This window comes from Chryseobacterium sp. JV558 (assembly GCF_033712365.1).
Lineage (GTDB): Bacteria > Bacteroidota > Bacteroidia > Flavobacteriales > Weeksellaceae > Chryseobacterium.
In genome coordinates this window covers 546,264-571,010 of the sequence record NZ_WJHU01000003.1, presented here as the reverse complement: position 1 = coordinate 571,010, position 24,747 = coordinate 546,264, and the positions used below count along the sequence as shown (strand labels likewise).

Here is a 24,747-nt window from a genome sequence, read left to right as displayed (position 1 = left end):
ATGAGCCCCGAATCTACTACTTATATCGGATATTCTGCCTCAGTTTTTATCGTGCTGAGTTTCATACTGAAAGATGTAAGAAAAATTAGAATTGTCAATATGATTGGCTGTTTTTGTTTTGTCATTTATGGCTTTTTTAGCGGGCCGTTATGGCCGGTTATCATTCCCAACGGATTGATCTGCCTTATCCAGATCTATCATTTAATACTAGGCAAGAAAAAGGAATGAGAAAAAAAGTAATCACTTCAGCTTTTAGCAGCCTGTATACGGATCAGCGAATAGAAAAGGTGTGTAAAACGCTTTTTGATAATGGATATCCAATAGAACTTATAGGAAATGACTGGGAAGGAAATGAGAAAATGGAGCGTCCTTATCCTTTTTCCAGAATAGAATTGACGTCAAAAAGTCTAAAGACTGCCTATTTTGAATTCAACTGGAAGCTGTATAAGGAGCTAAAGAAAAAAGCTGACAAAGATACTATCCTTCATGCCAATGACATAGATGCACTTCTGCCAAATTATCTCATTGCCAAAAAACTTAATATCCCGTTGGTCTTTGACAGTCATGAAATTTTCACAGAAATGCCATCGGTACAAAACAGGTTTTCACAAAAATTCTGGAGGGTGCTGGAAAGAAAGCTGGTTCCTCATGTGAAATTGATGATGACGGAAAGTGAAAGCTACGCCGAATGGTTTCACGAAAAATACAATGTCAACCCAGTAGTTGTCAGAAATATTCCGAGAAAAATTCTTTCTGCTCCTGAAATTCCGGAAAATCATCCTAAAATTATTCTGTATCAGGGAGCGATTAACCAGTCCAGAGGAATTGAAAAAATGATTGTTGCCATGCATCATATTAAAGGCGCTGTTCTTAAAATTGCTGGTGACGGACCGAAGAAAAAAATATATGAAGAGCTTGTCATTCAGGAAAAACTGCAGGACAAAGTTTTTTTCCTTGGTAAACTGAAACCGGAAAATCTTAGGGAAATAACAAAAATAGCAGATGTAGGATTTAGTCTTGAAGAGAATAACGGAGTCAGTTATTATTATTCACTTCCCAACAAGGTTTGTGATTATATTCAGTCCAGAGTGCCGCTTGTTATGATCAATTTTCCGGAGATGCAGCGTATAAAAAATCAGTTTAATGTAGGAGAGATCATTACAGATCATCAGCCTGAAACGATTGAAAAAGCAATTAATCTGGTTCTTGAAAGAGGAAGACTGTACTATCAGAGCGAACTTAATAAAGCTGCAGATGTATTTTGCTGGGAGAATGAAGAAACAAAAATTCTTCAGCTTTTTGAAAAAGCATCCCGGTAATAAATTTTACAAAATTGGTTATCTTTGCAAAAGTAATTTGATTAAAAATGACCATTAAAGAAAAACAGCAGGAAATAATCGACGAGTTCGCTTTTCTTGAAGATTGGGAGCAAAAGTATGAGTACATCATTGATCTTGGAAAAGAACTGAAAGGCTTGCCGGAAGAGAGTAAAACTGAAGAAAATCTGATTAAAGGCTGCCAGAGTAAAGTTTGGATTGATGCTGAATTTAAAGATGGGAAACTTTTCTTTAATGCAGATTCTGACGGTATTTTACCCAAAGGAATTGTTTCTCTTTTAGTAAGTATTTATAGTGGACATTCTACTCAGGAAATTCTGGATTCTGATTTTGATTTTATTGCTGAAATAGGATTACAGGAGTTTCTTTCGCCATCCAGAGCAAATGGATTGATGGCAATGACCAAACAAATCAAGTTTTATGCAGTTGCCTATCAACTGAAATCATAGCCGTGACAAAAATTTTAGCATATCGTTTTTCCGCATTCGGAGATGTTGCGATGACTGTGCCTGTTTTCAGAGAATTTCTGGAGCAGAACCCCGGTGTGGAAATTATTATGGTCTCCAGGAAGAATTTTGAAGCGTTGTTTGCGGGAGTTCCTAATGTGACTTTTAAAGGAATTGATCTTGATGATTATAAAGGCCTCTTTGGATTGAGAAAACTGAGCAATGAACTGATCAGGGAATTTAATCCGGATTGTATTGCCAATCTTCATGACGTAATCCGGACCAAGGTTTTAGACAGAATATATAGAAGAAAAGGACTTAAAGTTTTCAAAATAGATAAAGGTAAAGAGGAGAAAGAACATCTTACGGATGTATGGAACCTTGAGAAAGTACAGTTAGAGAAAACGGTGGAGCGTTATGCTGATGTATTCCGGAAAATGGGATTCAAAGTTGAGCTTTCCCATCAGCTCAGACCCACTTCGAAGCATCAATCAGGAATTGGGTTTGCTCCTTTTGCCCAACATAAGGGAAAGATGCTTCCTCTGGAAAAATCATATGAACTGGTGAGAATTCTGGCTCAGAAACATACGGTATATTTCTTTGGAGGCGGTAAAACAGAAACAGAAACCCTTGAAAGATGGGAAAGAGAGATTCCTAATACGAAAAATCTTTCCGGAAAACTAAACCTTACTGAAGAGCTCAATCATATTGCCGGGCTGGAACTGATGATTTCCATGGATTCTGCGAATATGCACCTTGCAAGTCTTGTAGGAACAAGATGTGTTTCGATTTGGGGAGCTACTCATCCCTATGCCGGATTTTTAGGATTCGGGCAGAGTGAAGAAGATGTGGTTCAGGTAAAAGACCTTACCTGCAGGCCGTGTTCTGTTTTTGGGGATAAAGAGTGCTACAGAGGAGACTGGGCTTGTCTTGAGGAATTCAATATTCAGAAAGTGATAGACCGGGTTAATTTTTAAAAATAATCTTTACAATCTGTTCGGCTTTAGCATGATCCGAATGTGTTTTTTCTAAGATTTCCTTTCTCTTTTCATTGTCATCATAGTTTTTTTCAGCTGAGGTAATAATTTGTTGGCGAATTTCGTCCATATTGGCCCCATACAAGCATAAATTTGTCAAAATGGGATCATCTGTAATATTTCCATTAATAATCACAAAACGACTGTTGTAAAGAGTGTTGAAAAGCTTCACTTTGGTTCCTGAATTCTGATAAGAGATCAGAATATTGGCATGGGCATTTTCCAGAAGATGGTGAAGGTTTTCTGTGGTCAGGATAGGAGTGAGGCTGATGTTTTCAACCGCTGAAATTTTTCTTTTAATATCTTCACTGGCACGGTCAGAGGCAACAACAAGTTTATACTGTGGAAGAGTTTTGAATAAATCAATAGTCTCAATCAGTGCTTTTTTGTTATCAGCAGTGGTAAGGTCTCCATGAAAAAGAAAATAATTTCCTTTTTTATCCAGCTGCTTTACCGATTGATTGCCATGGAAAATATGAATCAATTGTGCATTTCCCGAATACATCTTCACTTCATCATATTCCTTTTCAGACAGACAGAATACCACATCAAACTTCTTTAAAAGCTTTTTCTGATATCCTTTATGTTTTAAGGATTCAATTCTGTACACAATCTTTTTGAAGATGTTTTTTTCTGATGATGAAAGACCTTTATAATACTCTGTTTCGTTGTTATGATGACGGAGGTATAGTTGGTGTCCGCTATCCTTCAGAAACCTGATGATATGTGTTGTCTGCAGTCCTTCGAATAATATCGGAGCATTGATCTTTTCCAGGTTTTTAAGAAGTACATCAGAATCTCTTATTGCAGCTGCAAAAGGAATTCCTGAGAAATAGAGGAGTGGATTCTTTTTCTTTTCATAAAAAAAGACATTTTCTGTGATTTCTTCTATTTCCTGATCAATTGTTTCAGGAACCTGATCAACAAAACAATGAAGGTGGATTTTTATTCCTAGGTCAGATAAAGCCCAGATCTTATAATACACATCAATGATCCCGCCATAAGAAGGAGGGTAGGGATAGTTGAATGATATGATATGGAGTTCCTTCACGTCAAGGGATTCAAATGCAGGCAAAGGTAAATAAATATAAGGAAAGTGGAAGGGGAGCCTGATAAATTGATTATGATATAAAATAAAAAATCTCCCAGTTTCCTGAGAGATTTTCGTGGGCCCTGAGGGATTCGAACCCCCGACCCTCTGGGTGTAAACCAGATGCTCTGAACCAACTGAGCTAAGAGCCCTGAAATTTTTTGAAAGGCTTCAGTATCCTTTTTGTGGGCCCTGAGGGATTCGAACCCCCGACCCTCTGGGTGTAAACCAGATGCTCTGAACCAACTGAGCTAAGAGCCCCTATAACTTGTTTCCTCGTTTAGAGTGGTGCAAATATACAACTTATTCAGATATCTCCAAATTTTTTTCTAAAAAATCTCCAACAACAAAGTTACTTCCGCCAATAAAAATCATTTCTTCGTTTGTACATCGTTCTTTTGCAGATAGATATGCTTCCTGCACAGAATCAAAAATTTTATAAAAAATTTTCGCCTCCTGAAGCAGATTTTCGTAATCTTCCGGGTGTCTTCCCCTGTTGACGGATGGTTTTGCAAAATAAAATTCAGAATTTTCAGGAAGCAATTTCATCACATCATCTATTTTTTTGTCATTCACAAACCCCAAAATGATATGTTTGTGCCTGTCAATTGAACGTAGTTGTGAAAAAACATACTCCAAACCTGCCTGATTGTGTCCCGTATCACAAATTATAAGCGGTTCTTTTGAAAATTCAAACCAACGGCCAATGAACCCTGTATTCTGATGAACATGGAGCAGTCCGTTTGCAAGATCTCTGTCGGAAATAGATACTTCCAGTTTTCTTAATTCTTCTACCGCAGCCAATACCACTCTGAGATTCTTTTTCTGATAATTTCCCTTCAGATCAGAGTCGAGATCAGTCTCAATAAAAGTTGCGTCTATAAACGGGGCATTTTCTTTTGCTGCTTTCTCTCTGATAATATTTTTGACTATTTCATTTTCATCACCAGAGATTACAGGAATGCTGTTTTTAATAATTCCTGCTTTTTCTGCAGCAATTTCCTCAATGGTATCTCCCAGAATATTCTGATGATCCAGCTGAACATTCGTAATAGCAGAAATCAAAGGTTGAATAATATTGGTAGAATCCAGTCTTCCTCCCAACCCAACTTCAATAATGGCAAAATCTACCTGCTGCTGATAAAAATATTCAAAAGCCATAATCGTAGTAAACTCAAAAAAAGAAGGTCGGATATCTTCCGGAAGCGTTCTTAATTTTTGAATAAACTCAAAGACAAATTCTTTATTACAGTTTTTTCCATCAACCTTAATGCGTTCTGTAAAATCGATCAGATGGGGAGAATTGTATAATCCCGTTTTATAGCCAGCTTCCTGAAGAACGGATGCCAGCATATTGCTGGAAGAGCCCTTTCCGTTAGTCCCGCCGATATGGATACATTTTATTTTATCCTGCGGATTTCCAAAGAAAGCACAAAGCTTTGTAATATTGTCAAGCCCGGGTTTATAAGCCTTCTGTCCATCTATCTGATAGTTGGGCATCTGTACGAAAAGCCAGTCAATAGCTTCCTGGTATTGTTCATTTGTCATGGTACAAAATTCCCAAAAGTTTTCTTAAAAAAAAATATAATTTTTCAATCTGTAACTTTTTTATATTTAATTCGTCTAATATTGAAAAATCTTAATATGAAGTCGCTGTGATTTGCAAGGTACAATACTGATGAAGATAACACGATTCCATATGACCATTAAAAACAAATAAACATCTACATAATATGAAAAAAGTTTGGATCATCGTTTTTGGATTAGGATATCTGGGTTTAAGCGCTCAGAAGAAATGGTCCTTAAAAGAATGCGTAAGCTATGCAGTGGAGCATAATCTTCAGGTTATCCAAAATCAGTATAACAAACAAAACCAGGAATACAACCTTAAGGCGGCCAAAAAAGATTATTTACCTTCCCTATCTGGAAGTGTTACAAGTGGGGTGAGTTTCGGACAAGGATCATTAGGAGCTGGAAGCTTTAGAAACGATAGGTTCAATAATAGTGTTGGTCTGGGAGCCGATGTTTTGGTGTATAATAATGGGAGGTTAGAGAAAAATATAAGAAAAGCTCAGTTTGATGTAGAAGCAAGTCAATATGACATTGAAACCATTAAAAATGATATTTCCCTTCAGATCGCTCAACAATATCTGACTACATTGTTAAATAAAGAGATTGTTAAAATCTCTCAGAGTGCTGTGGAGAATGCTCAAAAACAATTTGACAGAGCTAAAATAACAACTAATGTAGGAACAACTGCTCAGACGGTTCTGGCAGAGGCTGAAGCTGCACTGGCAAGAGAAAAGCAAAACCTTAAAACAGCAGAAGTAAACGTTGGCCGTGCTTTGTTTGCCATCGTTCAGCTTTTACAGCTTTCAGATTATAAGGGTTTTGATGTTGAAGATGTGAATGTTTCGGAAAAACTTGATTTACAGCTTACTGCTGTAGATGAAGTGCTTGCAACGGCTTATGAAATACAACCTCAGATCAAAGCAGCCGAAAGCAGGATAAGATCTGCCGAAGCACAAACAGAGGTAAGCAAAACAGCATTTTGGCCTACATTAACAGCGAGCGCTGGTCTTAACACTTTCTATAACAGACAATTTGATCCTATGCCAGGTACTGTGCAGGGAAATCTTTTTGAGCAATTTAAAGATCAGTTTGGACAAAATGTGGGGCTGTCACTTAATATTCCTATCTTTAATAAAGGGAAAACAAAACTTCAGGTAGAACAGTCTAAATTAAATGAAAGTTTAGCCAAGAATTCCCTGGAACAACAGAAACAAACAGTAAGACAAAATATACAGAAAGCTCAGTTTGATGCAGATGCCAATTATGAAAATTATCTGGCAGCTGTGGAAGCCGAAAAAAGTTCTAAGCTGGCTCTTGAATTTGCTGACAAAAGTTATGCTGCTGGTAGAACAACCATTTACGATGTGAATGTCGCAAGAAATAATTATGCAAATGCACAGGGATCAGTAGCGCAGGCAAAATATAATTATCTTTTTAGTGTTAAACTACTGAACTTCTATGCAGGAATTCCATTAAGTTTGTAAAATGCCTATTCAATCATTAGAAAAATATTTACCTAAAAACAATACTCTTAAATATTTAAGAATCTGGTTTTCAGATTACTATATTCATATAAAAGTTACAAGAAACAGGAATTCAAAACTGGGAGATTACAGAAGGCTTCCGGACAATTCTCATGAAATTACGGTAAACTCTACGCTTACCCCGCAGCTTTTTTTCTTTGTACTGACCCATGAGCTCGCGCATTTGATTGCATTTGAAAAATATGGACGAAGAATCTCTCCTCATGGCAACGAATGGAAAGAAACTTTCAGAAATATGCTCCTTGAAAGCCTTGAAATTTATGATGAAGAGCTAAAACCTATTATCATAAAGTTTTCAAAATCACCCAAAGCAAATTTCATGGCAAGCCCTGATCTGGTAAGATATTTTCATACTGAGAAACAAGATGATACTCTTCATTTTATCGAAGAACTTCAGAAGGGTGAGTTTTTTATATACCGCAACGAAAAGTATTTATTAGAAGGTCTAGTTAAAAAAAACTATCTTTGTAAGAACCTGGCTACTGGAAGGAAGTATTCTTTCAAGCCATTAGCTAGGGTAGAAAAATGTAGCTAAGAATGTTAAAATCAGATAGATACTGTGTTATAATGGCGGGAGGAATCGGGAGCCGGTTCTGGCCGATGAGCACGCAGAAATTTCCAAAACAGTTTCAGGATATTTTAGGTACCGGGCGTACTATGATTCAGCAGACCTATGACAGAATCAGCAAGGTAATTCCTAAAGAACAAATATTCGTGATTACGAATAAGGAATATGTGGCTCTTTCCCATCAGCAGCTTCCGGAGATTCCTGAAGAAAACATTGTGGGTGAACCACTTATGAAGAATACGGCTGCTTGTAACCTGTATATGGCTAACAAGATTGCTGAGATCAATCCGGATGCAACAATGATTGTGCTTCCGGCAGATCACCTGATCCTTAAAGAGGATGTATTTTTGGAAAAAGTGGGGCTGGCATTTGAGGTAGCTTCAAAACATGATTATCTGGTAACATTGGGAATTACTCCAACAAGACCTGATACGGGCTATGGTTACATTCAGTTTGTAGAAAAGAAAGGTTCCGAATATTTTAAGGTTAAAACATTCACAGAAAAGCCGATTCTTGAAATTGCTCAAAGTTTCTTAGAAAGTGGAGATTTCCTTTGGAATGCAGGTATTTTTATATGGAATGTAAAAAGTATTCACCATGCTTTTGACCTTTATCTTCCGGAGATGATGCAGCATTTTATGGCTTGTGAATACAATTCAGAAAAAGAAAACAGCTGTATTGAAACCATTTATCCAAAGGTTCAGAAAATCTCTATTGATAACGGAATTTTAGAAAAAGCAAAGAATGTGTATGTGATTCCATCAGACTTAGGATGGAGTGATTTGGGAACCTGGACATCTGTGTACGAAAATACAGAAAAAGATAAAGAAGGAAATGCGGTGAAATTAAAGCACTTACTTTCCTATAATTCAAAAGGAAATATTATCCGTTTAAGAAACAATAACAAGGCGGTAATCATTGACGGCCTTGAAAACTACATTGTAGTAGATACAGATAAAGCGCTTCTTATCTGCCCGCGGGATAACGACCAGCTTATAAAAGATTATGTCCTTGACTTAAAGAACTTTAAGAAAGGAGATAAGTTTATGTAATATTTGGTATATTTTCTGCTGATTTTTATATTATGATTAAAGCTGCAACCCGATTTACAATTCTTACATTTTTACTTTTGGGAATCTTAGGATATTCTCAGGAGAAGAAAAAATTTTCAAGCATTCCGAATATTTTACAGCAGGTAAATCCAGGTAATAGGGTAGACTCATGGGTATTGGTATACAACAGCTATGGAAAAGGTGAGGAAATAAAGATTTCGGGTAAGGTAAATTATACCCCTCAGTTCTCTGGATTCAACCTTTTTCCCAGTGAAGACAGCTTTTATTATATTGCTTATTCGGAAGGAGGTAAAGTAAATTATGTTACCGATGTTGAAGGACTTAAGAAGTTTATAGACCGGATTGATAATGCTCAGGAAGCCGCTGTCATGCTGGCTGCTGAAGGATATATGGTGGATGAGGAATTCAAGGATCTTGCGGGTAATTATCATGAAGACAAATCGAATTATTATCTGGACCTTGGAAAACTGACCTCAAAGGAGTGTCCTTACCAGAAAACACATTATACGGTAACTGTAAATAAATCAACAGGTACTGTAAGCAATGTGAAGGACAATGGAACCTATATTGAGCTTTATAATAAAAAGTGTACTAATAACCCGAGACTTTTAAAAATCGAAAAAAAAGAAGAACCAAAGAAAGATGAGCCTAAAAAAACACCCAAGCGCAAATAATACCTATGAGACAGAGCGATTAATACTTCGTCCAATGTCTCGTGAAGACAGAGATTTTATCTTTGAGCTTTATAACAGACCTAAATTTATTCAACATATCGGCAACCGTAATGTTAATACTATTGAAGATGCTGAAAACTATATCCTGAACAGATTTACTCCACAGATTGAAAGACTGGGATTTGGAAACTATCTTTTAGTAACTAAAGAAGGGAATGAAAAAGTAGGAGCGGTAGGAATCTTTGAAAGAGAAGGGCTTGATATCGTGGATATAGGATATTCTCTATTGGAAGAGTTTGAAGGAAAAGGATATGCTTTTGAAGCTGCTCAGAAGGTCAAATCCATTGGGATGGATGAGTTTGGGCTATCAAAAATATCAGCTATTATTTCAAAAGATAATGTTTCTTCCCAAAATCTGATCGAAAAATTGGGATTAAAGTTTAAAAAGCATGTGATTCTTCCCGGAGAGAGCGAAGAATTAAACTATTACGAAACAGAATAATAAGTCCAAAAAAAATATTTTCACAAACAGCACAATTATGTATCTGTGTTATTTGTGAAAATATTTGTGATATCTGTGTTTCCAAAAAAGAAATTATCCTTCCAGAATCTGCTCAGCAGCAGTCTTTGAAGTCACTTTCTCAATCACTCTTGTACAAATACCATTTTCATCAAAAATAAAGGTTGTTCTTACAATTCCCATATATGTTTTTCCAAACGTTTTTTTCTCCTGCCATACCCCGAATTTTTCAATGATATTGCGGTTTTCGTCTGCAATAAGATCATAAGGGAAAGCAAATTTACTATGGAAATTTTTCTGTTTTTTTACAGAATCACCACTTATTCCCAGTAACTGAAATCCGGCTTTTTTAAGCTTCGTATAGTTATCACTCAGGTTGCAGGCTTCCACGGTACAGGTTGGCGTACTTGCTTGTGGATAAAAGAAAACCACTAGTTTTTTTCCAATTAATTTTGATGAGGTTACTGTTTCTCCGTCCTGATTGAGTTCTTCAAATTCAGGTAATTTATCTCCAACTTTCAGCATAATGATTTAATTTTGTTCAAATTTAAGCGTTACATGACAAAAAAACAAAGAGCTCAGCTCGTTCAGATAGAACTGGAAAAATTATATCCTACAACGCCTATTCCGTTAGATCACACCGATCCATATACATTGATGGTTGCAGTGGCACTTTCTGCACAAACCACAGATAAAAAGGTAAACCAGGTTACGCCTGATCTTTTTGCAGTAGCAGGAACGCCGCAAAGAATGGCTAAGCTGGAAGAATTTGAAATCAAAGAACTAATCAAAGAAATAGGATTATCCAATACGAAAGCCAAAAACTTAAAAAGAATGGCCGAACTTCTATTGGAAAGACATGACGGTATTGTTCCCCAAACTTATGAAGAATTGGAAGCCCTTCCGGGTGTAGGACACAAAACGGCTTCGGTTGTAATGAGCCAGGGCTTCGGATTTCCCGCTTTTCCTGTGGATACACACATTCACCGTCTGATGACGCAGTGGAAACTTACCTCCGGAAAAAATGTAGTAGAAACTGAACGTGATGCGAAGAGTTTATTTCATGAAGAAGTATGGAATAAGCTTCATCTTCAGATTATTTTCTACGGAAGAGAATATTCTCCGGCAAGAGGAAAAGGAGAGAAGGATTTTATTACGAAAATGATGTTTGAGAAATAACCTATTCTAACTTAACGCTAAGTTCGCCAGGGTTTTGTGAAAAATGATATCAAAATAGTTCGCAAGGGCACTTCGTTCAGCCAATACAAGGGTTTCCTTGCTAAGTGAAACGCCCTTGCGAACTAAAATAAAACGCAAGAACTACTTTGTTATCGTTGCGCTTATTTTAGGTTTTTTTATAGGTAATGGATTTAAATATCCAGTAATCTTCTGTGATAATTGATCTGTCCCAAATGATAATCCAGGTGAGCAATCAGGTGGATCAGGAAGTAATCTGTGGTCATTTTATTTTCAAAAACAACAAGAGGATATTCTTTTTTCAGGTCGTCTTCCGATAATTGAGAAAGAGTAGAATTTATCATTGTTGCAGTTGCTTCTATTTTTTCAATAAGTTCGGTTCTTGGAATGTTTTTTAAGGAAAATTCCAGGTCACGTTGTCTCACATATCCTGTATTTCCAAGATGTGTTCCTATAAAATGGTTGAGATTTCCAACCAGATGAAGGACCAGATTTCCCGCAGAATTCGCGATACTTTTATCGATTATCCAAAGATTTTCTTCGTTTTGATAGGCTTCTATCTCTGTTTTTAATTTATTTAAATCTCTGTTGTAAAGAGAGATCAGGCTTTCTGTGATCATATCAATTTTGTTTATTTAGAGGAATGAAATAAAAAAGGGTACCGATCGAATAGAGTACCCTTTTTATTAACTTAATTTTATTTTTGTTTTTGAGCCCAAAGCTCCATTTTTCTGTTAAGAACATCCAAAGGAAGGCATCCCTGGCTTAATACTTCATCATGGAAGCTAGCCAGATTGAATTTCTTTCCTAGTTCTTTCTGATATTTTTCTCTCAGCTCACGGATTCTTAATGACCCTATTTTGTAGCCTAAAGCCTGTCCCGGCATTGCCATATATCTTTCTACTTCCGCTGTGGCAGATCCCTCATCATAAGAAATGTTGCTTAGGAAATATTTGATGGCTTCTTCTCTTGACATTTTTCCTGTGTGAAGTCCAGTGTCTACTACAAGTCGTACTGCTCTCAGCATCTGATCGCTTAGATATCCCATTTTCTGATAAGGATCAGTATATAAACCGAATTCAGGGCCTAATGTTTCACAATAATGTGCCCATCCTTCACCATAGGCTCCGAACCATCCGAATCTCATAAATTTAGGAAGTTTTGTGTTTTCCTGCTGCAGAGAAACCTGATAATGATGTCCTGGTATGGCTTCATGAAGGAAAAGAGACTCCATTCCTGAAGTAACATTGAATTTTGTAGGATCTGGGAGTGGAACATAAAATATACCCGCTCTTTTACCGTCAGGGGTTCCCGGAATGTACTCTGCGCTGGCACTAGCCTCTCTGAATTTTTCTGTCTGTCTGATTTCAAATTTTGTTTTCGGAGTAACGTTAAACATCGTTTTAAGCTTCGGAGTAATCTTCGTCAGAATACCATTGAAGGCATTTAAAACTTCCTTAGAGGTTTTATAAGGCATCGCTTTTGGATCCGTTTTCACAAAAGTGATAAACTCTTCCAGGGTTCCGTTAAAACCTACCTGCTGCTTTACTTTTTCCATTTCTGCACGAAGCATAGCTACCTGCTGTAATCCAATCTTATTGATCTCTTCAGGAGATTTCTTAGTCGTTGTCCAGCTTTTTACATAATAGCTGTAAATTTCATTGCCGTTGGGAAGACTGTTGTATCCGTCAGTATCTCTGGCTTTTGGAAGATAATCTTTTTCTAAAAAGACACCCATTTTAGTATAGGCAGGAATAATTTTTTTCATGATAGCTTCTTTATAAAGCGCTGAAAACTTGTCTTTCTGATCCTGCGTGAAGCTTTTTGGGAAGTTCCTTACTGGCCCGTAGAAAATATTCTTTTCCATATCAGCAGTTGTGATTTCCTCTGCTTTCATCTGAGGAATCATTTTGATAACCAGTTTTTTAGGAAGCACTACTTTATTACTAATTCCGTCACGGAAGTTGTCTGCTGCTGCATCCATCCATTCCGGAAATTTTTCCATTCTCTTCAGCCAGTCACTGTAATCTTTTTCTGTTTTGAAAGGTTGGCTGCCCTGTCCGCTCCCATATAATGGAAAAGTAAGCGGAAGACCTCCAAATTGTGTGAAAGGAATATATTCCGGGTGATAGGCATAGGCTTCAATTTTATCTTTTAAAGTATAATCGAGCACATCATACACCACTTTATCTTCGTCAGTAAGAGCTTTGTAATCTACATGCTCCAGTTGTTTTTGTACAGAATTATAGAAAGCGATTTCTCCTGAGATAAAATCTTTATCAATGTTGATAGGAAGCTGGTCGTTATACCTTGTATCTCCCTGAGAGGTAGCATCTAAAGGGTATAGCTTAAGGTACTGCTCATAATAGTTGGAAGCAATAGAATCCAGATTGCTAGGCGTTACTTTGGTAAGAGGAGAGTCCGTTTTTTTGCATGAAGCAAGACCAATCATCAACCCTAATCCCAGAATACCTTTTGATAAAATATTTTTCATTTTCAGAATCTTTATGAAAACAAAAGTAAGTATTATTGGGATATTCAGTATTATTGTATAAGCCGATTTTAAAAAATTATTTTCAAAATACTTTCAACTTTGAATCAATTTTTTATCTTTGTCTAAAACGTTTAACAATCATATTATTACAGTTCTTTTTTAAGAAAAAATGAAAGGGATTTTAAAAATTTACCATCCGGAGGAGACGCTAAAATACAATATCAGAAATACTTATTGTAAAGCCATCTACAGCAATCAACAACATTTTTTAGAGGTTGAAGTTATTACGGATGACAGTTTGGATCACGTAGACGATGATTCACTACAGTACAAGTTTCCGCAGCTTTCACTTGAAGTTTTCGATTTGCCTATTGAATCGACGGAAATAGAAGGAAAAACAATCAAAATCAATGACTCTGATGAAGAAACCTACACAGAAGTAGATCTTTTCGATGACGAAGATGCTTATATCTACGACAACGAGCTTCTTTTCGAAAGAAATGAAGAGGGAGAGCTTCAGGTCATCTGGAAGGGCACCATTGATGATTTCTATACCGGATCTGATACACCGATTCCTTTTAGATTAAAATGCGAATTCAAGCAGGATGATATTGAGGTAGACGAGGATTAACAGAAGCCTTGTTGCTTTTTTACTATCGAATTTCTTTTCAAAATTATTTTTTGGAAAGAAATTTGCTATCCGTAAATAATAACAAATTTTAAGTTGTTTTTAAGCAATTTTTAAGAGTTCAATTCATAATATTCTATTACATTTGTCGTTGAAACTTTAATAAAATTCACATTTAATGCTGTTAACGGAACTTTCTCAGATTTTATTTGCACAAATCGCCACACCTGCAGTTGCTGCAGACAACTTAGAGTTCTCATTCTGGAAAATCATGTTCCATGGGGGTGCATTCGCTAAAATAGTGATGGCCATTGTGTTGCTGTTGGGGATATTTTCTCTTTATCTGTTTTTTGAAAGATTCTTCTTTATCAAAAGGCTGACTTCAAAAACGGATTCCAACTTCATGAACAATATTGAAGACTTTATCAAAGCAGGAAAAATAGAGGCTGCAGCTGATTATTGCAAAACACAGAATTCTCCGGAAGGAAGAATTTTAGAAAAAGGAATTTCAAGATTGGGACGTCCTGTTTCTGATATTGTAAGTGCTATGGAATCGCAGGCCCAGGTAGAGGTTGCCAATATGGAGAAAAACCTAAACCTTCTGGCGGTAGTACCGAGTATTGCACCAATGTTAGGACTTTTGGGTACGGTAATCGGGATGATTATTGCTTTCTTTAATTTATCCCACGCTACAGGATCTTTCTCTCCGAAAACACTTTCAGAAGGTATTTATACCGCGTTGGGACAGACAGCTGTCGGTTTGGCAGTAGCAATTCCTGCGAACTTCTGTTACAATATTCTATTGACAAGAATAGATAAATTTGTACTGAAGGCTCAGAATATGTCAGGAGAATTTTTAGACCTTATCAACAAACCTTTATAAATCTTTCTTAAGATGAAAATTCAGAGAAGAAATAAAGCAAACCCGGAATTCAGCTTAGCAGCGATGACAGACGTTATCCTGTTGATGCTGATATTCTTTATGATCACATCTTCTGCGGCCAATCAGAGTGCCATTGATGTGAATCTGCCGAAAGCCGGAGCTGTTGACGATACTATACCCAATCCAGTGACAGTAAGCATCAAGCCGGACGGCTCATTCTTTGTGGATGACAATCCTGCCGGTAAAGGGGAACTGGAAAAGATTATTGTAGATAAATTAGCCGGGCAGGCCAATAAATCTTTCACAATCAGAGCCGACGAAAATACACTGCATAAAGATGTTGTTTTTGTAATGGAAATTGCTGAAAAATATAAGTTTAACATTGCAATTGCAACCGTTAAAGATAAATAACAAATCCGGATTTCCGGAAAGAATTACCTGTTAAGATGAGAAGCTATACAGCAAACAAAAACGAAGAAAACAAAGATAGGATAAAGAGCGCTCTGCTTTCTGTTCTTATCTGGGCTGCTATTTTGCTTTTTGTTTTTTTGTATAAACTAAAACCTGAGATTGACAAAGATCCTGAAGTGGTTACTACCATGTTGGTGAACTTCGGGGACAATAGAAATGGGAAAGGTATTGAAGAACCTGCTGAGCAGCCGGGAAGTCTTGCTGCAGCTACTGAAGAAGTGACCCCTGAACCTGCAGAAACCCCTGTTCCGGAAACAAAAACCATTGTAAAACCAGAACCGGCTCCTACCCCTGAACCCAAAAAGGTAGAGACAAAGGAGAAGGTCATCACAGGAAATTCAAAAGCAACAGTTCCTAAAAAAGAAGATTCAAAAAAAGCTGAGAAAAAAGAAGCAACAAGTGCGAGTGCTTCAAAAAATACCAAGAAATCTGGAGCTGCTACTGCTAACTCAAAAACCGGAAACGGGGATGGAAAAGGAAATGCCGCCATTGGAAACCTGATCAAAGGAAGAGGCACAAAAGCGGGGAGCCAGGGAACAGGAGAGGGCATAGGAAATGCAGGAGATCCCTTAGGTGGAGACGGAAACGGAGACAGTAAAGTAGGAATCGACAGAAAACTGACTGGTTATATTCCGGGGACAATGGGAAGAGGAGGAGCGCAGCCATCTCACAGCTGTACAGCAAGCGGATCAATTACCATTGCCTACACTGTAGATAAAGCAGGAAATGTAGTATCTGCAAGAAGATTAGGAGGAGTCTCAGATCCTTGTGTATCTTCCACATCAGTAGCCTGGGTGAAGAAATATGTAAAGGCAGAGAAAGCCAGTACTTCTTCTACCGGAACTTATAAAATTACATTCTAAAAATACAAAAGCACTTTATTCAAGTGCTTTTTTTAATTCGTTGATTCTATTGATGATCGGAAGGGCAAAAATACCGCTGGTCTGAAGATACAGCTCGTAGAAAGTCTTTGCCTTATCCTGAAAATCTTTGTTATGATTTATCCTGCTGTTGAAGTAGAAAAGATTTCCAAGCATTTCATAATAATCCTTATGATCTCTTTCCTGTCTTTCGTTGACTATTGCAATCATTTTTTCCTTTGTTTTAGAAGAAACTTCTGTGAAATCCATCTTGAAAATATCTCTCATCAGAGTATCAAAATCCAGTTCTTTCTGCATTAGACTTTCTTCCGGTTTATCCAGGATAAGTTTTTCTAATGCCTGAGTTAATTGACGAATAAGTCGTAAGGTAAATTCTTTATCTGTAATCATAATTGATGTAAGGTTTTATGTTTAGTGTTTAAAGATAATAGCGTCGGTTTTAACCAGCAACTCTTTTATTAAGCAAAGAACAAATAAGCTAATGCAATTGCAGTGATAACACCGACTAAATCGGCCAGAAGCATAGCGATTACCGTATATCTTGTATTCTTAACGGCTACGGCGCCAAAATAGACTGCAATCACGTAAAATGTCGTATCTGAGCTTCCCTGAAGTACAGCGGCTAATTTCCCCTGAAAACTATCAGCTCCGAACGTTGTCATCGTGTCTACCATCATTCCTCTTGCTCCTGAACCGGATAAAGGCTTGATTAAAGCTGTCGGAAGTCCGTCTACAAATCTTGGATCCATATTGGCAACATTAGCAACCCATTTCATTCCATCAATGATCATATCAAAAACACCGGAAGTTCTTAATAGTGAAATAGCAATCAGCATCCCAACCAGGTAAGGAATAATCTTGACACAGGTAGTGAAGCCTTCTTTTGCTCCTTCAATAAAGGCATCAAAAACGTTGATTTTCTTGTAAAGGGCTCCAAGTACAATAGCAAGGAAAATGAAAAGAATTAAACCATTGCTTAATACTTTGCTGAAGTCATCCAGCTGATCTTTGCTCAGCTGTACAAGATAAACTACCAATAAGGCAATCACTGCTGAAATTCCCCCTACATAAGCGATAACTATAGGGCGAAGCAGATTAATCTTCTGATAAAGAGAAACGATAATCATTGCTGCCAATGTAGCTGCAAAAGTAGCAATCATACAAGGCAGGAAAATATCTGTAGGCGTTTTAGAACCCATAGATGCTCTGATGGCAATAATGGATACGGGAATCAAAGTCATACCTCCGGCATGGAGACACAGAAACATAATCTGTGAATTACTGGCTGTATCTTTATTAGGATTTAAAGACTGGAGGCTTTCCATGGCTTTTAATCCAAAAGGAGTTGCTGCATTATCCAGCCCCAGAAGGTTGGCACTGAAATTCATCAGCATATGTCCGAATGCGGGATGGTTTTTGGGGATATCAGGAAATAATTTCGAGAAGAAAGGTTGAATCAGACGGCTTAAAAGGTTGATACCTCCTGCTTTTTCTGCAATACTCATGAATCCCATGAATAAAGTCATGATTCCGATGAGACCAATACAGATCTTCACGGCAGTTTCTGACGTTCCAATCACTCCATCAGCTTCCTGAACACGGTAAACGTTTACATTTTGTTTTAAAGAATCTGTTTTATAATGAATTCTGCTGTCCGCAAAATCATTCTTTTTCATCAGGCTGTCTCTGATAACAGGAGAGAGGCTGTTCATCGGTTGAGATACAATCTTCACTGTATCACCTCCTTTTCCTACCACCATGTCATTGAAAATGGTTTTGTAGTGACCTGAAGAAACGTATTTTATACTGGCAATGGCAATGGCAATGATAATGAAAGCCGACCAAATTCTGCTGAGAACCATTTGATTGATTTAATTGTTTAAACTTATCAAAAATACTTTAAACCACAAAAATAACTAAAGTCTTTTGTTATTCTGATGTGAAATAGAACTAATGATGGTTTCAGACCTTAGACCATTTTAACGCAATGTCCGCAAAGGTTTCTAAAATGATGTTTTTTTGTTCGCAAAGACGTTAGCACTAAGCAAAGAGAACCTAAATAAGAGAATATTGTTAAATGAAATGTCCTTGCGACCGAAAATATACATTAAGTTTTTAGATTTTCTTTGCAATCCCTAGCGTTTAAAGTTAAAATGATTTATTCTTTCAGATAAACAAGATGCCCTTCAAAATCATCATCAAGATTTTTCAGAACCTTAGCTTCATCCATTTTCTTAATTAATGCTTCTACAAAAAAGTTTTTTTCAAAAAACTGACGGTGAATACCCGGAAGAAGCTCCATGAAATAATCCATTCCGATTTTATTGTTATGAAGATCCATTTTTGTTTCCAGGGGCTCATTCGGGAATAGTTCTTCATGCATATCTGTTATTCTTTTGCAAAAATCCAGCGCTTTTTTAGGAGAAGATACTTTGCAGCAGTACATCATAATGAAGCAGCACCACAGAGCATGTCTGAAAGCATTTCCAATTCCGTTGTTGGAGGCTGTCTCAGGAAATTTTGTCTGGGCAATGGTAAATGCTTTTACGGTGGCGTGAAAGCTCAACAGGGCAAAAAGAGGATGGGGAAGGATAAGTGATAAAAGACGTATAATCTTTTTGAAACTCATGCTCCGGATGGTATTGAAAAATATCTTAAAAGTCCTCATAAATAAAAATCTCTCCCTAATTAGAGAGAGATTGTATTGTTTTTGTTACAGATATTATGCGTTTACAGCTAATAAATTAACTGTTTTTGCTACAGTATCCTGAATTTCAGTTCTTTTTACGATGAAATCTACAAATCCTTTTTCCTGTAAGAATTCTGATGTCTGGAATCCTTCCGGTAAGTCTCTACCAATCGTTTCACGGATTACTCTTGGTCCCGCAAAACCGATCAATGCTCCCGGCTCTGCCATGATGATATCAGCAGTCATTGCGAAAGAAGCTGTGATTCCTCCAAATGTAGGGTCACAAAGATAAGCGATATATAAAAGTCCTGCTTCAGAAAGCTGAGCCAACTTAGCCTGAACTTTTGCCAACTGCATCAAAGAGTAAGTGGCTTCCTGCATTCTTGCTCCTCCGGACTGACAGATAATCATATACGGAAGTTTGTGCTTGATACAGTAATCTACTGCTCTTCTGATCTTTTCTCCCATTACAGAACCTAAAGATCCACCAATGAAAGCAAAATCCATACAAGAAACTACCATTTCAGTTCCTTTTACAGTTCCCACAGCATTTCTGATAGAGTCAGTAAGCTTGGTTTTCGCTTTTACTTCTTTCAAACGGTCTTTGTAAGGCTTTGTATCTTTGAAGTTTAAGATATCAATACTTTCAACGTTAGCATCCATTTCGGTAAATTTACCACCGTCAAAAAGGATGTCAAAAAATTCCGCACTTCCTATTCTTACATGAAATCCGTCTTCAGGAGAAACATAGTTATTTCTCTTTAGTTCATCATGTTCCACAACTTTTCCGGATGGAGTCTGATGCCAAAGGCCTTTGGGAACGTCCTTTTTTTCATCAGTAGAAGTGGTAATGTTTTTTGCTTTTCTTTTAAACCAGTCGAATGCCATTTTTGCTTGTATTAATGTATAAATGTAAAATGTACCAATGTAAATGTATTTCTTATGAATACGTTTTACATTGGTACAAATGTACAGTTCTTATTTTAAAGTATTTACGTTATTTAAATCTTCAAATGCTTTTACCAATCTTGTAGAGAATGTTTCCTCACCTTTTCTTACCCAAACTCTTGGGTCATAGAATTTCTTGTTAGGTTTTTCTTCTCCTTCAGGGTTTCCGATTTGAGCTCTTAAATAATCAATATTATTTACCATATAATCTCTAACGCCTTCTGTATATGCAAACTGAAGGTCAGTATCGATATTCATTTTGATCACTCCGTAGTCGATAGCTTCTCTGATCTCCTCTAAAGTAGATCCTGAACCTCCATGGAATACAAAGTTGATAGGTTTAGCAGCCGTTCCGAATTTCTCCTGAACATATTTCTGAGAATTGTCAAGGATTTTCGGAGTAAGAACTACGTTTCCTGGCTTGTAAACTCCATGTACGTTACCAAAAGCAGCAGCAATGGTAAAGTTATCAGAAATAGCTTTTAATTTTTCATATGTGTAAGCTATGTCTTCAGGCTGAGTATATAATTTAGAGTTATCAACGTCTGAGTTGTCAACACCATCTTCTTCTCCACCAGTAACTCCGATTTCTACTTCAAGAGTCATCTGAAGCTTAGCCATTCTTTCGAAATACTGAGCTGAAATCTCAAGATTTTCTTCCAAAGATTCTTCAGAAAGATCTAGCATGTGAGAAGAGTAAAGAGATTTTCCTGTCTGCTTGAAGAAATCTTCATTAGCATCCATCAATCCGTCGATCCAAGGAAGTAATTTCTTTGCACAGTGGTCTGTGTGTAGAATTACAGTTGCTCCGTAAGCTTCTGCAAGGGTGTGGATATGTTTTGCACCAGCGATAGATCCTAAGATTGCAGCCTTTTGTCCGTCATTGTTTAATCCTTTCCCTGCGTTGAAAGCAGCTCCACCATTTGAAAACTGAATAATTACAGGAGAGTTCAATTTCGCTGCAGTTTCCATCACAGCGTTTACGTTGCTTGATCCAATTACGTTTACTGCAGGTAATGCAAACTTGTTTTCTTTAGCATACTGAAAGATATCAGTAACTAACTGACCTGTGGCAACTCCTGCCGGAAAAATTCTGCTCATGTTTTACTTTTTATTATAAATTTATTAGGTGTTTTAATTTCGTGTAAAGGTAATCATTTTTAAGAAATTACTAATTTCTTTTATCTCTTCCCCAAAGTAGCTTCTGACGGATCGTCTCGTAGAAACTTAAACTGTTGGGCTGTACCAGAAGAAGCTGGAAACCTGCCTTTTTAATGATAATTTCCTTATCAGTTTCTATATGGATCAGTCGGGAGTCTAAAGAAAGAGAGTATTGAGGTACACGGCTTTCAACCCTGAATTTTATTTCTACTTTATCATTCACCACTAAAGGTCTCACATTCAGATTGTGAGGGGCAATAGGAGTGATGACGAAATTTTCGTTGTTTGGAGAAATGATTGGGCCTCCACAGCTCAATGAATAAGCGGTAGAACCGGTAGGAGTGGAGATGATAACACCATCACCCCAGAATACATTCAGAAACTCATCATTGATATAAGAGTCTACTGTAATCATTGATGTGGTTTCTTTTCTGGAAACCGTGACATCGTTCAGGGCATAAGGAAAAAATCCCTCCAGATTGGGAGAAACAACTTCAATAACCGAACGGCGGCTCGTCTTTACATCTCCTTTTAAGATGGAATCAAGCTCTTTAAAAGCTTCTTCTTTGGTGAAAAAAGCTAAAAACCCAAGTCTTCCAGTATTCACTCCTACAACAGGAATTTCAAGATCTTCAATGAAGGTTAAAGAATTTACAATCGTTCCATCTCCACCGAAAGTGAAAAACAGATCAACTTCCTTATCAATAAGATCCTGCTTACAGTTGAAGGTTTCGAAAATTTTTGAGAACTGAAGTGCTTCAGCCATTTCATCATACAGAACAGATTTTACATCTCGGGCTTCAAGTTCAGAGATAAACTTGCTTAAATATAAAAAAGTATCAAGATCTTTTTTCTGAGAATATATGGCTGCCTTCATGTTATATTTCTATGAATTTTTGTAAAAAACCAAATCGGTCTTTAAACAGATCGGATTTCTCATCAGAATAGTATTTTTCAACAATTCTGTAGTCATACCGGTCAAAAGTTGAGTCTATCGAGGCCAGGTTTTCATTGCTGATCTTTATTGTGATTTGGACCACTTCTTCAGACATAAAGCTTATAAACCCTCCATAAAACTTCGAGTTGTTGCTTTCTACGATGTTGGTAATTTCCGTCATAGAATATTTTCTGGCAGGAGTTTCTACAGTAAGAATAGCTCCTGTTTCCGAAAATAAAGGATATCGGGAAAGGTCCTGAAAAACATCTTCACAGGTAATATACCCCAGATACTTTTCATTTTTATTAATCACCGGGATCACATTGCTGCTAAAGGTATAAAACAGACGGATACTGTCCATAATATTGCTGTCCTCCAGAATAGCAAACCGTTCAATCTGGTGCTCAAGATCTTTCAAAGTTCCCCCATCTTCTTCATACAGGAAGTCCACTGCAAGAGCTCCGTAAAAATGATGGGATTTTTTGATAAAAACATGGGAATATCCAAAATCCTCCAACATATTTCTGGCTGACTCTATGGAGTCAGACAGGCTAAAACATGGAAAGTCTTTTGAGATATAGTCCTTGATAAACATTGTGCTAATTTATAAAAAATTAAATGAAACTTTTTCTGAAAACCCGACTTTTTTTAAGCTGAAACAAAAAAAATGCCACTAAAATTTGATTGTAAAGAAAAAAAAAGTACCTTTGTCGCCTTTCATTTTTACTTTTTATTAGATTTATTTCAAACTGCACTGTCTACTAAGGACATATGCAGTTTTTTTATTTTAACGCTTTTGCAAACTCCCACATCACAATTCCGGCACATACACTTACATTCAGAGAATGCTTTGTTCCAAGCTGTGGAATTTCTAAAAATACATCAACATTAGGGAGAACTTCATCACTGATTCCTTCTACTTCGTTTCCTAAAATCAATGCATATTTTTTTGATTTGTCAATCGTAAAATCGGTAATAAGCTTGCTGCCGGTCGTCTGCTCAATTCCGATGATTTCATACCCTTTGCTTTTCAAATCAGCAATAGCGGCGTTCGTGTCTGCTTCATGAGACCAGTCTACACTTTCTGTAGCGCCCAGCGCTGCTTTATGGATCTCACGGTGAGGCGGCTGCGGTGTAATTCCGCAAAGAATGATTTTTTCAATTAAAAAGGCATCTGCCGTTCTGAAAGCTGCACCTACATTGTGCATACTTCTGATATTATCTAAAATGATGACCAACGGAATTTTTTCAACCTTCTTAAATGTTTCTACATCTATTCTGTTAAGTTCTTCCAGTTTTAGTTTCTGTACCAATTGTATTATTTTGTTGAGATTAATTTTCCGTCTTTATAGACCTCTGTTTTTTCTATGCTTCCGTCTTCACGGTAATGAACTCTGTTGCCGTTTCTCTTATCGTTGGCAAGCTCAGTTTCACGCTGTAGTTTTCCTGATGGATAAAATACTTTCCACTTTCCGGTAGCCAGGCCGTTGTCATACTGCCCGATGTCTTTCACAGATTTTCCATCTTCATGGAAGGTTTTGCTTTCCCCTTGTAATTTATTGAATTTATAATTGGAAATTTCAGTGATCTTACCTGCGGGAGAAAAAAATGTAGCGGTAAGGCTGTTATCATAAATATTCTTGTCTCCGTTTCTGAAAGCTTCTTTGGATGTAAGGACTCCATTTTTATCAAAATAAGACCATTCTTTTACTTTGAATCCTTTTTTGTATTCTCCTTTAGACTGTATTTTTCCGTTATCATAATAAAAAACAGCATCTCCGTCCCACTTTCCTTTTTCCCATTCTACTGTATTTTTTATCTGTCCGTTGTCATAAAACTCTTTGCAGGATCCTTCCTGTAATCCGTCTTTATATCCACAAGGTTTCTGTGCCATCACAATGACAGAAGTGGAGAAAAGGAATAGAAAAACGTACTTCATAGCTATTTTTATTTCAAAAATAGTAAAATACTTATATTTGACTCAAAAATATACTATGAAAAAATTATTCACATTATTCATTCTGATGTATGGGTTTGTGTATCTGAGCGCACAAAACACCTATTATCCGCAGGTTTTTTTTGATAAAAAGATGGCCAGAGATATGCTTGGATTCGGGAATTCTACGATTGAAGGAGTTGCTTCTACCAAACAAAAAACAGCATTAGGAATTAAACCTCTGCTTGGGGAGAAGCATTATGCAAAAGAAGGAACTGTAGTGATGCTTTTCCCGGTGACTCCTTATTTTGAAGAGTTTTATGATATGAGAAGGAAATATGAAAACAAAAAGACTACTGTATATATGTCTGAAGAGGCTTTTAAATATAGAGTAGAGGCTTTAACGGATAATCGCGGAAGGTTCAAATTCGAAAAACTGAAGCCGGGTAAATATTATCTTGAAACAATTGTGAATTTTACGGCAACGGCAAGCTATCAACAACAGACAGGAACTTCAAATACCTATAATGGATATGGAAACTATCTGTATTCTAACCCAATCTACAGCACATTTTTCTACGGATATTCTGCTGCAAACAGAGAAAGTAAATTTGTCGAAATAAAACAGGACGGTGAGCTCAAAGAAATCAAGCTTTAAAAA

General features: G+C 36.9%; 29 protein-coding genes and 2 tRNA genes. 15 read left to right on the top strand and 16 right to left on the bottom strand.

Annotated elements, in window-relative coordinates; translation table 11 throughout:
* Genes GFU89_RS13555 through GFU89_RS13540 form a run of 4 tightly spaced genes read left to right on the top strand, consistent with a single transcriptional unit; the run spans window position 1 to window position 2,760 of the window.
* Window positions 1–228 (top strand): uroporphyrinogen decarboxylase, encoded by a 228-nt coding sequence (locus GFU89_RS13555; protein WP_109737861.1) that lies wholly within the window; start codon window positions 1–3, stop codon window positions 226–228.
* Entirely contained in the window at window positions 225–1,319 is a 1,095-nt protein-coding gene (locus GFU89_RS13550) for a glycosyltransferase (protein ID WP_318847629.1), read from the top strand. The genes GFU89_RS13555 and GFU89_RS13550 overlap by 4 nt, the downstream gene beginning before the upstream one ends.
* A gap of 47 nt (window positions 1,320–1,366) precedes the next feature.
* Complete coding sequence (locus tag GFU89_RS13545; RefSeq protein ID WP_318847628.1) at window positions 1,367–1,786, top strand: SufE family protein; 420 nt, start codon at window positions 1,367–1,369, stop codon at window positions 1,784–1,786.
* A 50-nt stretch (window positions 1,787–1,836) separates the two neighbouring features.
* Window positions 1,837–2,760, top strand: a complete 924-nt coding sequence (locus GFU89_RS13540) for a glycosyltransferase family 9 protein (protein WP_413228596.1) — start codon at window positions 1,837–1,839, stop codon at window positions 2,758–2,760.
* On the opposite strand, the gene GFU89_RS13535 is transcribed toward GFU89_RS13540, so the two are convergent.
* From GFU89_RS13535 to GFU89_RS13520, 4 genes are all read right to left on the bottom strand, one after another.
* Entirely contained in the window at window positions 2,750–3,871 is a 1,122-nt protein-coding gene (locus tag GFU89_RS13535; protein ID WP_318847626.1) for a hypothetical protein, read from the bottom strand. The two genes, GFU89_RS13540 and GFU89_RS13535, sit on opposite strands and share 11 nt — an antisense overlap.
* 116 nt (window positions 3,872–3,987) lie before the next feature.
* Window positions 3,988–4,062 (bottom strand) — tRNA-Val (locus tag GFU89_RS13530).
* Between the two features lie 34 nt (window positions 4,063–4,096).
* Window positions 4,097–4,171 (bottom strand) — tRNA-Val (locus tag GFU89_RS13525).
* Between the two features lie 42 nt (window positions 4,172–4,213).
* A complete protein-coding gene (locus GFU89_RS13520) occupies window positions 4,214–5,458 on the bottom strand; it encodes a folylpolyglutamate synthase/dihydrofolate synthase family protein (RefSeq protein ID WP_318847625.1) in 1,245 nt (414 codons plus the stop codon).
* Between the two features lie 185 nt (window positions 5,459–5,643).
* Between GFU89_RS13520 and GFU89_RS13515 the strand changes: the two genes are divergently transcribed.
* The 5 genes from GFU89_RS13515 to GFU89_RS13495 are packed head-to-tail and all read left to right on the top strand — an operon-like array spanning window position 5,644 to window position 9,843.
* Window positions 5,644–6,966, top strand: a complete 1,323-nt coding sequence (locus GFU89_RS13515; RefSeq protein ID WP_318847624.1) for a TolC family protein — start codon at window positions 5,644–5,646, stop codon at window positions 6,964–6,966.
* A 1-nt stretch (window position 6,967) separates the two neighbouring features.
* Entirely contained in the window at window positions 6,968–7,561 is a 594-nt protein-coding gene (locus GFU89_RS13510) for a SprT-like domain-containing protein (protein ID WP_318847623.1), read from the top strand.
* 2 nt (window positions 7,562–7,563) lie between these two features.
* A complete protein-coding gene (locus GFU89_RS13505; protein ID WP_318847622.1) occupies window positions 7,564–8,646 on the top strand; it encodes a mannose-1-phosphate guanylyltransferase in 1,083 nt (360 codons plus the stop codon).
* Window positions 8,647–8,678: 32 nt separating this feature from the next.
* Window positions 8,679–9,341 (top strand): hypothetical protein, encoded by a 663-nt coding sequence (locus tag GFU89_RS13500; protein ID WP_318847621.1) that lies wholly within the window; start codon window positions 8,679–8,681, stop codon window positions 9,339–9,341.
* Window positions 9,310–9,843, top strand: a complete 534-nt coding sequence (locus tag GFU89_RS13495) for a GNAT family N-acetyltransferase (protein ID WP_318847620.1) — start codon at window positions 9,310–9,312, stop codon at window positions 9,841–9,843. The genes GFU89_RS13500 and GFU89_RS13495 overlap by 32 nt, the downstream gene beginning before the upstream one ends.
* A gap of 93 nt (window positions 9,844–9,936) precedes the next feature.
* Here the strand turns inward: GFU89_RS13495 and bcp are convergent, their stop codons facing one another.
* Window positions 9,937–10,386, bottom strand: a complete 450-nt coding sequence (gene bcp / locus GFU89_RS13490; protein ID WP_318847619.1) for a thioredoxin-dependent thiol peroxidase — start codon at window positions 10,384–10,386, stop codon at window positions 9,937–9,939.
* A gap of 33 nt (window positions 10,387–10,419) precedes the next feature.
* On the opposite strand from bcp, the gene GFU89_RS13485 reads away from it, so the two are divergent.
* Window positions 10,420–11,040: an endonuclease III gene (locus GFU89_RS13485; RefSeq protein ID WP_318847618.1), complete on the top strand. Its 621-nt coding sequence runs from the start codon at window positions 10,420–10,422 to the stop codon at window positions 11,038–11,040.
* A 191-nt stretch (window positions 11,041–11,231) separates the two neighbouring features.
* Here the strand turns inward: GFU89_RS13485 and GFU89_RS13480 are convergent, their stop codons facing one another.
* A complete protein-coding gene (locus GFU89_RS13480) occupies window positions 11,232–11,678 on the bottom strand; it encodes a DinB family protein (RefSeq protein WP_318847617.1) in 447 nt (148 codons plus the stop codon).
* Between the two features lie 77 nt (window positions 11,679–11,755).
* Window positions 11,756–13,552 (bottom strand): DUF885 domain-containing protein, encoded by a 1,797-nt coding sequence (locus tag GFU89_RS13475; RefSeq protein ID WP_318847616.1) that lies wholly within the window; start codon window positions 13,550–13,552, stop codon window positions 11,756–11,758.
* A 169-nt stretch (window positions 13,553–13,721) separates the two neighbouring features.
* Here GFU89_RS13475 and GFU89_RS13470 point away from each other — a divergent pair, with 169 nt between their 5' ends.
* From GFU89_RS13470 to GFU89_RS13455, 4 genes are all read left to right on the top strand, one after another.
* On the top strand, window positions 13,722–14,183 hold the full coding sequence (locus GFU89_RS13470) for a hypothetical protein (protein ID WP_318847615.1): 462 nt from the start codon (window positions 13,722–13,724) through the stop codon (window positions 14,181–14,183).
* 175 nt (window positions 14,184–14,358) lie between these two features.
* Window positions 14,359–15,063: a MotA/TolQ/ExbB proton channel family protein gene (locus GFU89_RS13465; protein ID WP_109737859.1), complete on the top strand. Its 705-nt coding sequence runs from the start codon at window positions 14,359–14,361 to the stop codon at window positions 15,061–15,063.
* A 12-nt stretch (window positions 15,064–15,075) separates the two neighbouring features.
* Complete coding sequence (locus GFU89_RS13460) at window positions 15,076–15,474, top strand: biopolymer transporter ExbD (RefSeq protein ID WP_318847614.1); 399 nt, start codon at window positions 15,076–15,078, stop codon at window positions 15,472–15,474.
* 35 nt (window positions 15,475–15,509) lie between these two features.
* On the top strand, window positions 15,510–16,397 hold the full coding sequence (locus tag GFU89_RS13455; RefSeq protein ID WP_318847613.1) for a ferric siderophore ABC transporter substrate-binding protein: 888 nt from the start codon (window positions 15,510–15,512) through the stop codon (window positions 16,395–16,397).
* A gap of 15 nt (window positions 16,398–16,412) precedes the next feature.
* Here GFU89_RS13455 and GFU89_RS13450 read toward each other — a convergent pair whose 3' ends face one another.
* From GFU89_RS13450 to GFU89_RS13410, 9 genes are all read right to left on the bottom strand, one after another.
* A complete protein-coding gene (locus tag GFU89_RS13450) occupies window positions 16,413–16,805 on the bottom strand; it encodes a hypothetical protein (RefSeq protein WP_318847612.1) in 393 nt (130 codons plus the stop codon).
* 68 nt (window positions 16,806–16,873) lie between these two features.
* On the bottom strand, window positions 16,874–18,277 hold the full coding sequence (locus GFU89_RS13445; protein WP_318847611.1) for a nucleoside recognition domain-containing protein: 1,404 nt from the start codon (window positions 18,275–18,277) through the stop codon (window positions 16,874–16,876).
* Window positions 18,278–18,573: 296 nt separating this feature from the next.
* Complete coding sequence (locus tag GFU89_RS13440; protein WP_318847610.1) at window positions 18,574–19,083, bottom strand: DUF6973 domain-containing protein; 510 nt, start codon at window positions 19,081–19,083, stop codon at window positions 18,574–18,576.
* 54 nt (window positions 19,084–19,137) lie between these two features.
* The gene (accD, locus tag GFU89_RS13435; protein WP_318847609.1) at window positions 19,138–19,992 is read right to left on the bottom strand and encodes an acetyl-CoA carboxylase, carboxyltransferase subunit beta; all 855 of its coding nucleotides are present in this window, start codon (window positions 19,990–19,992) and stop codon (window positions 19,138–19,140) included.
* A 90-nt stretch (window positions 19,993–20,082) separates the two neighbouring features.
* Window positions 20,083–21,153 (bottom strand): class II fructose-bisphosphate aldolase, encoded by a 1,071-nt coding sequence (gene fbaA / locus GFU89_RS13430; RefSeq protein ID WP_047422087.1) that lies wholly within the window; start codon window positions 21,151–21,153, stop codon window positions 20,083–20,085.
* A 70-nt stretch (window positions 21,154–21,223) separates the two neighbouring features.
* Window positions 21,224–22,090 (bottom strand): NAD kinase, encoded by an 867-nt coding sequence (locus GFU89_RS13425; RefSeq protein WP_318847608.1) that lies wholly within the window; start codon window positions 22,088–22,090, stop codon window positions 21,224–21,226.
* A 1-nt stretch (window position 22,091) separates the two neighbouring features.
* Window positions 22,092–22,745 carry a CBS domain-containing protein gene (locus GFU89_RS13420; RefSeq protein ID WP_318847607.1) on the bottom strand — a complete coding sequence of 218 codons (654 nt, stop codon included), beginning with the start codon at window positions 22,743–22,745 and terminating at the stop codon, window positions 22,092–22,094.
* A gap of 187 nt (window positions 22,746–22,932) precedes the next feature.
* Window positions 22,933–23,463 (bottom strand): RNA methyltransferase, encoded by a 531-nt coding sequence (locus GFU89_RS13415; protein ID WP_318847606.1) that lies wholly within the window; start codon window positions 23,461–23,463, stop codon window positions 22,933–22,935.
* A 5-nt stretch (window positions 23,464–23,468) separates the two neighbouring features.
* Window positions 23,469–24,089: a toxin-antitoxin system YwqK family antitoxin gene (locus GFU89_RS13410; RefSeq protein ID WP_318847605.1), complete on the bottom strand. Its 621-nt coding sequence runs from the start codon at window positions 24,087–24,089 to the stop codon at window positions 23,469–23,471.
* A 55-nt stretch (window positions 24,090–24,144) separates the two neighbouring features.
* Here GFU89_RS13410 and GFU89_RS13405 point away from each other — a divergent pair, with 55 nt between their 5' ends.
* Complete coding sequence (locus GFU89_RS13405; protein ID WP_318847604.1) at window positions 24,145–24,744, top strand: hypothetical protein; 600 nt, start codon at window positions 24,145–24,147, stop codon at window positions 24,742–24,744.
* Window positions 24,745–24,747 lie beyond the last annotated feature (3 nt).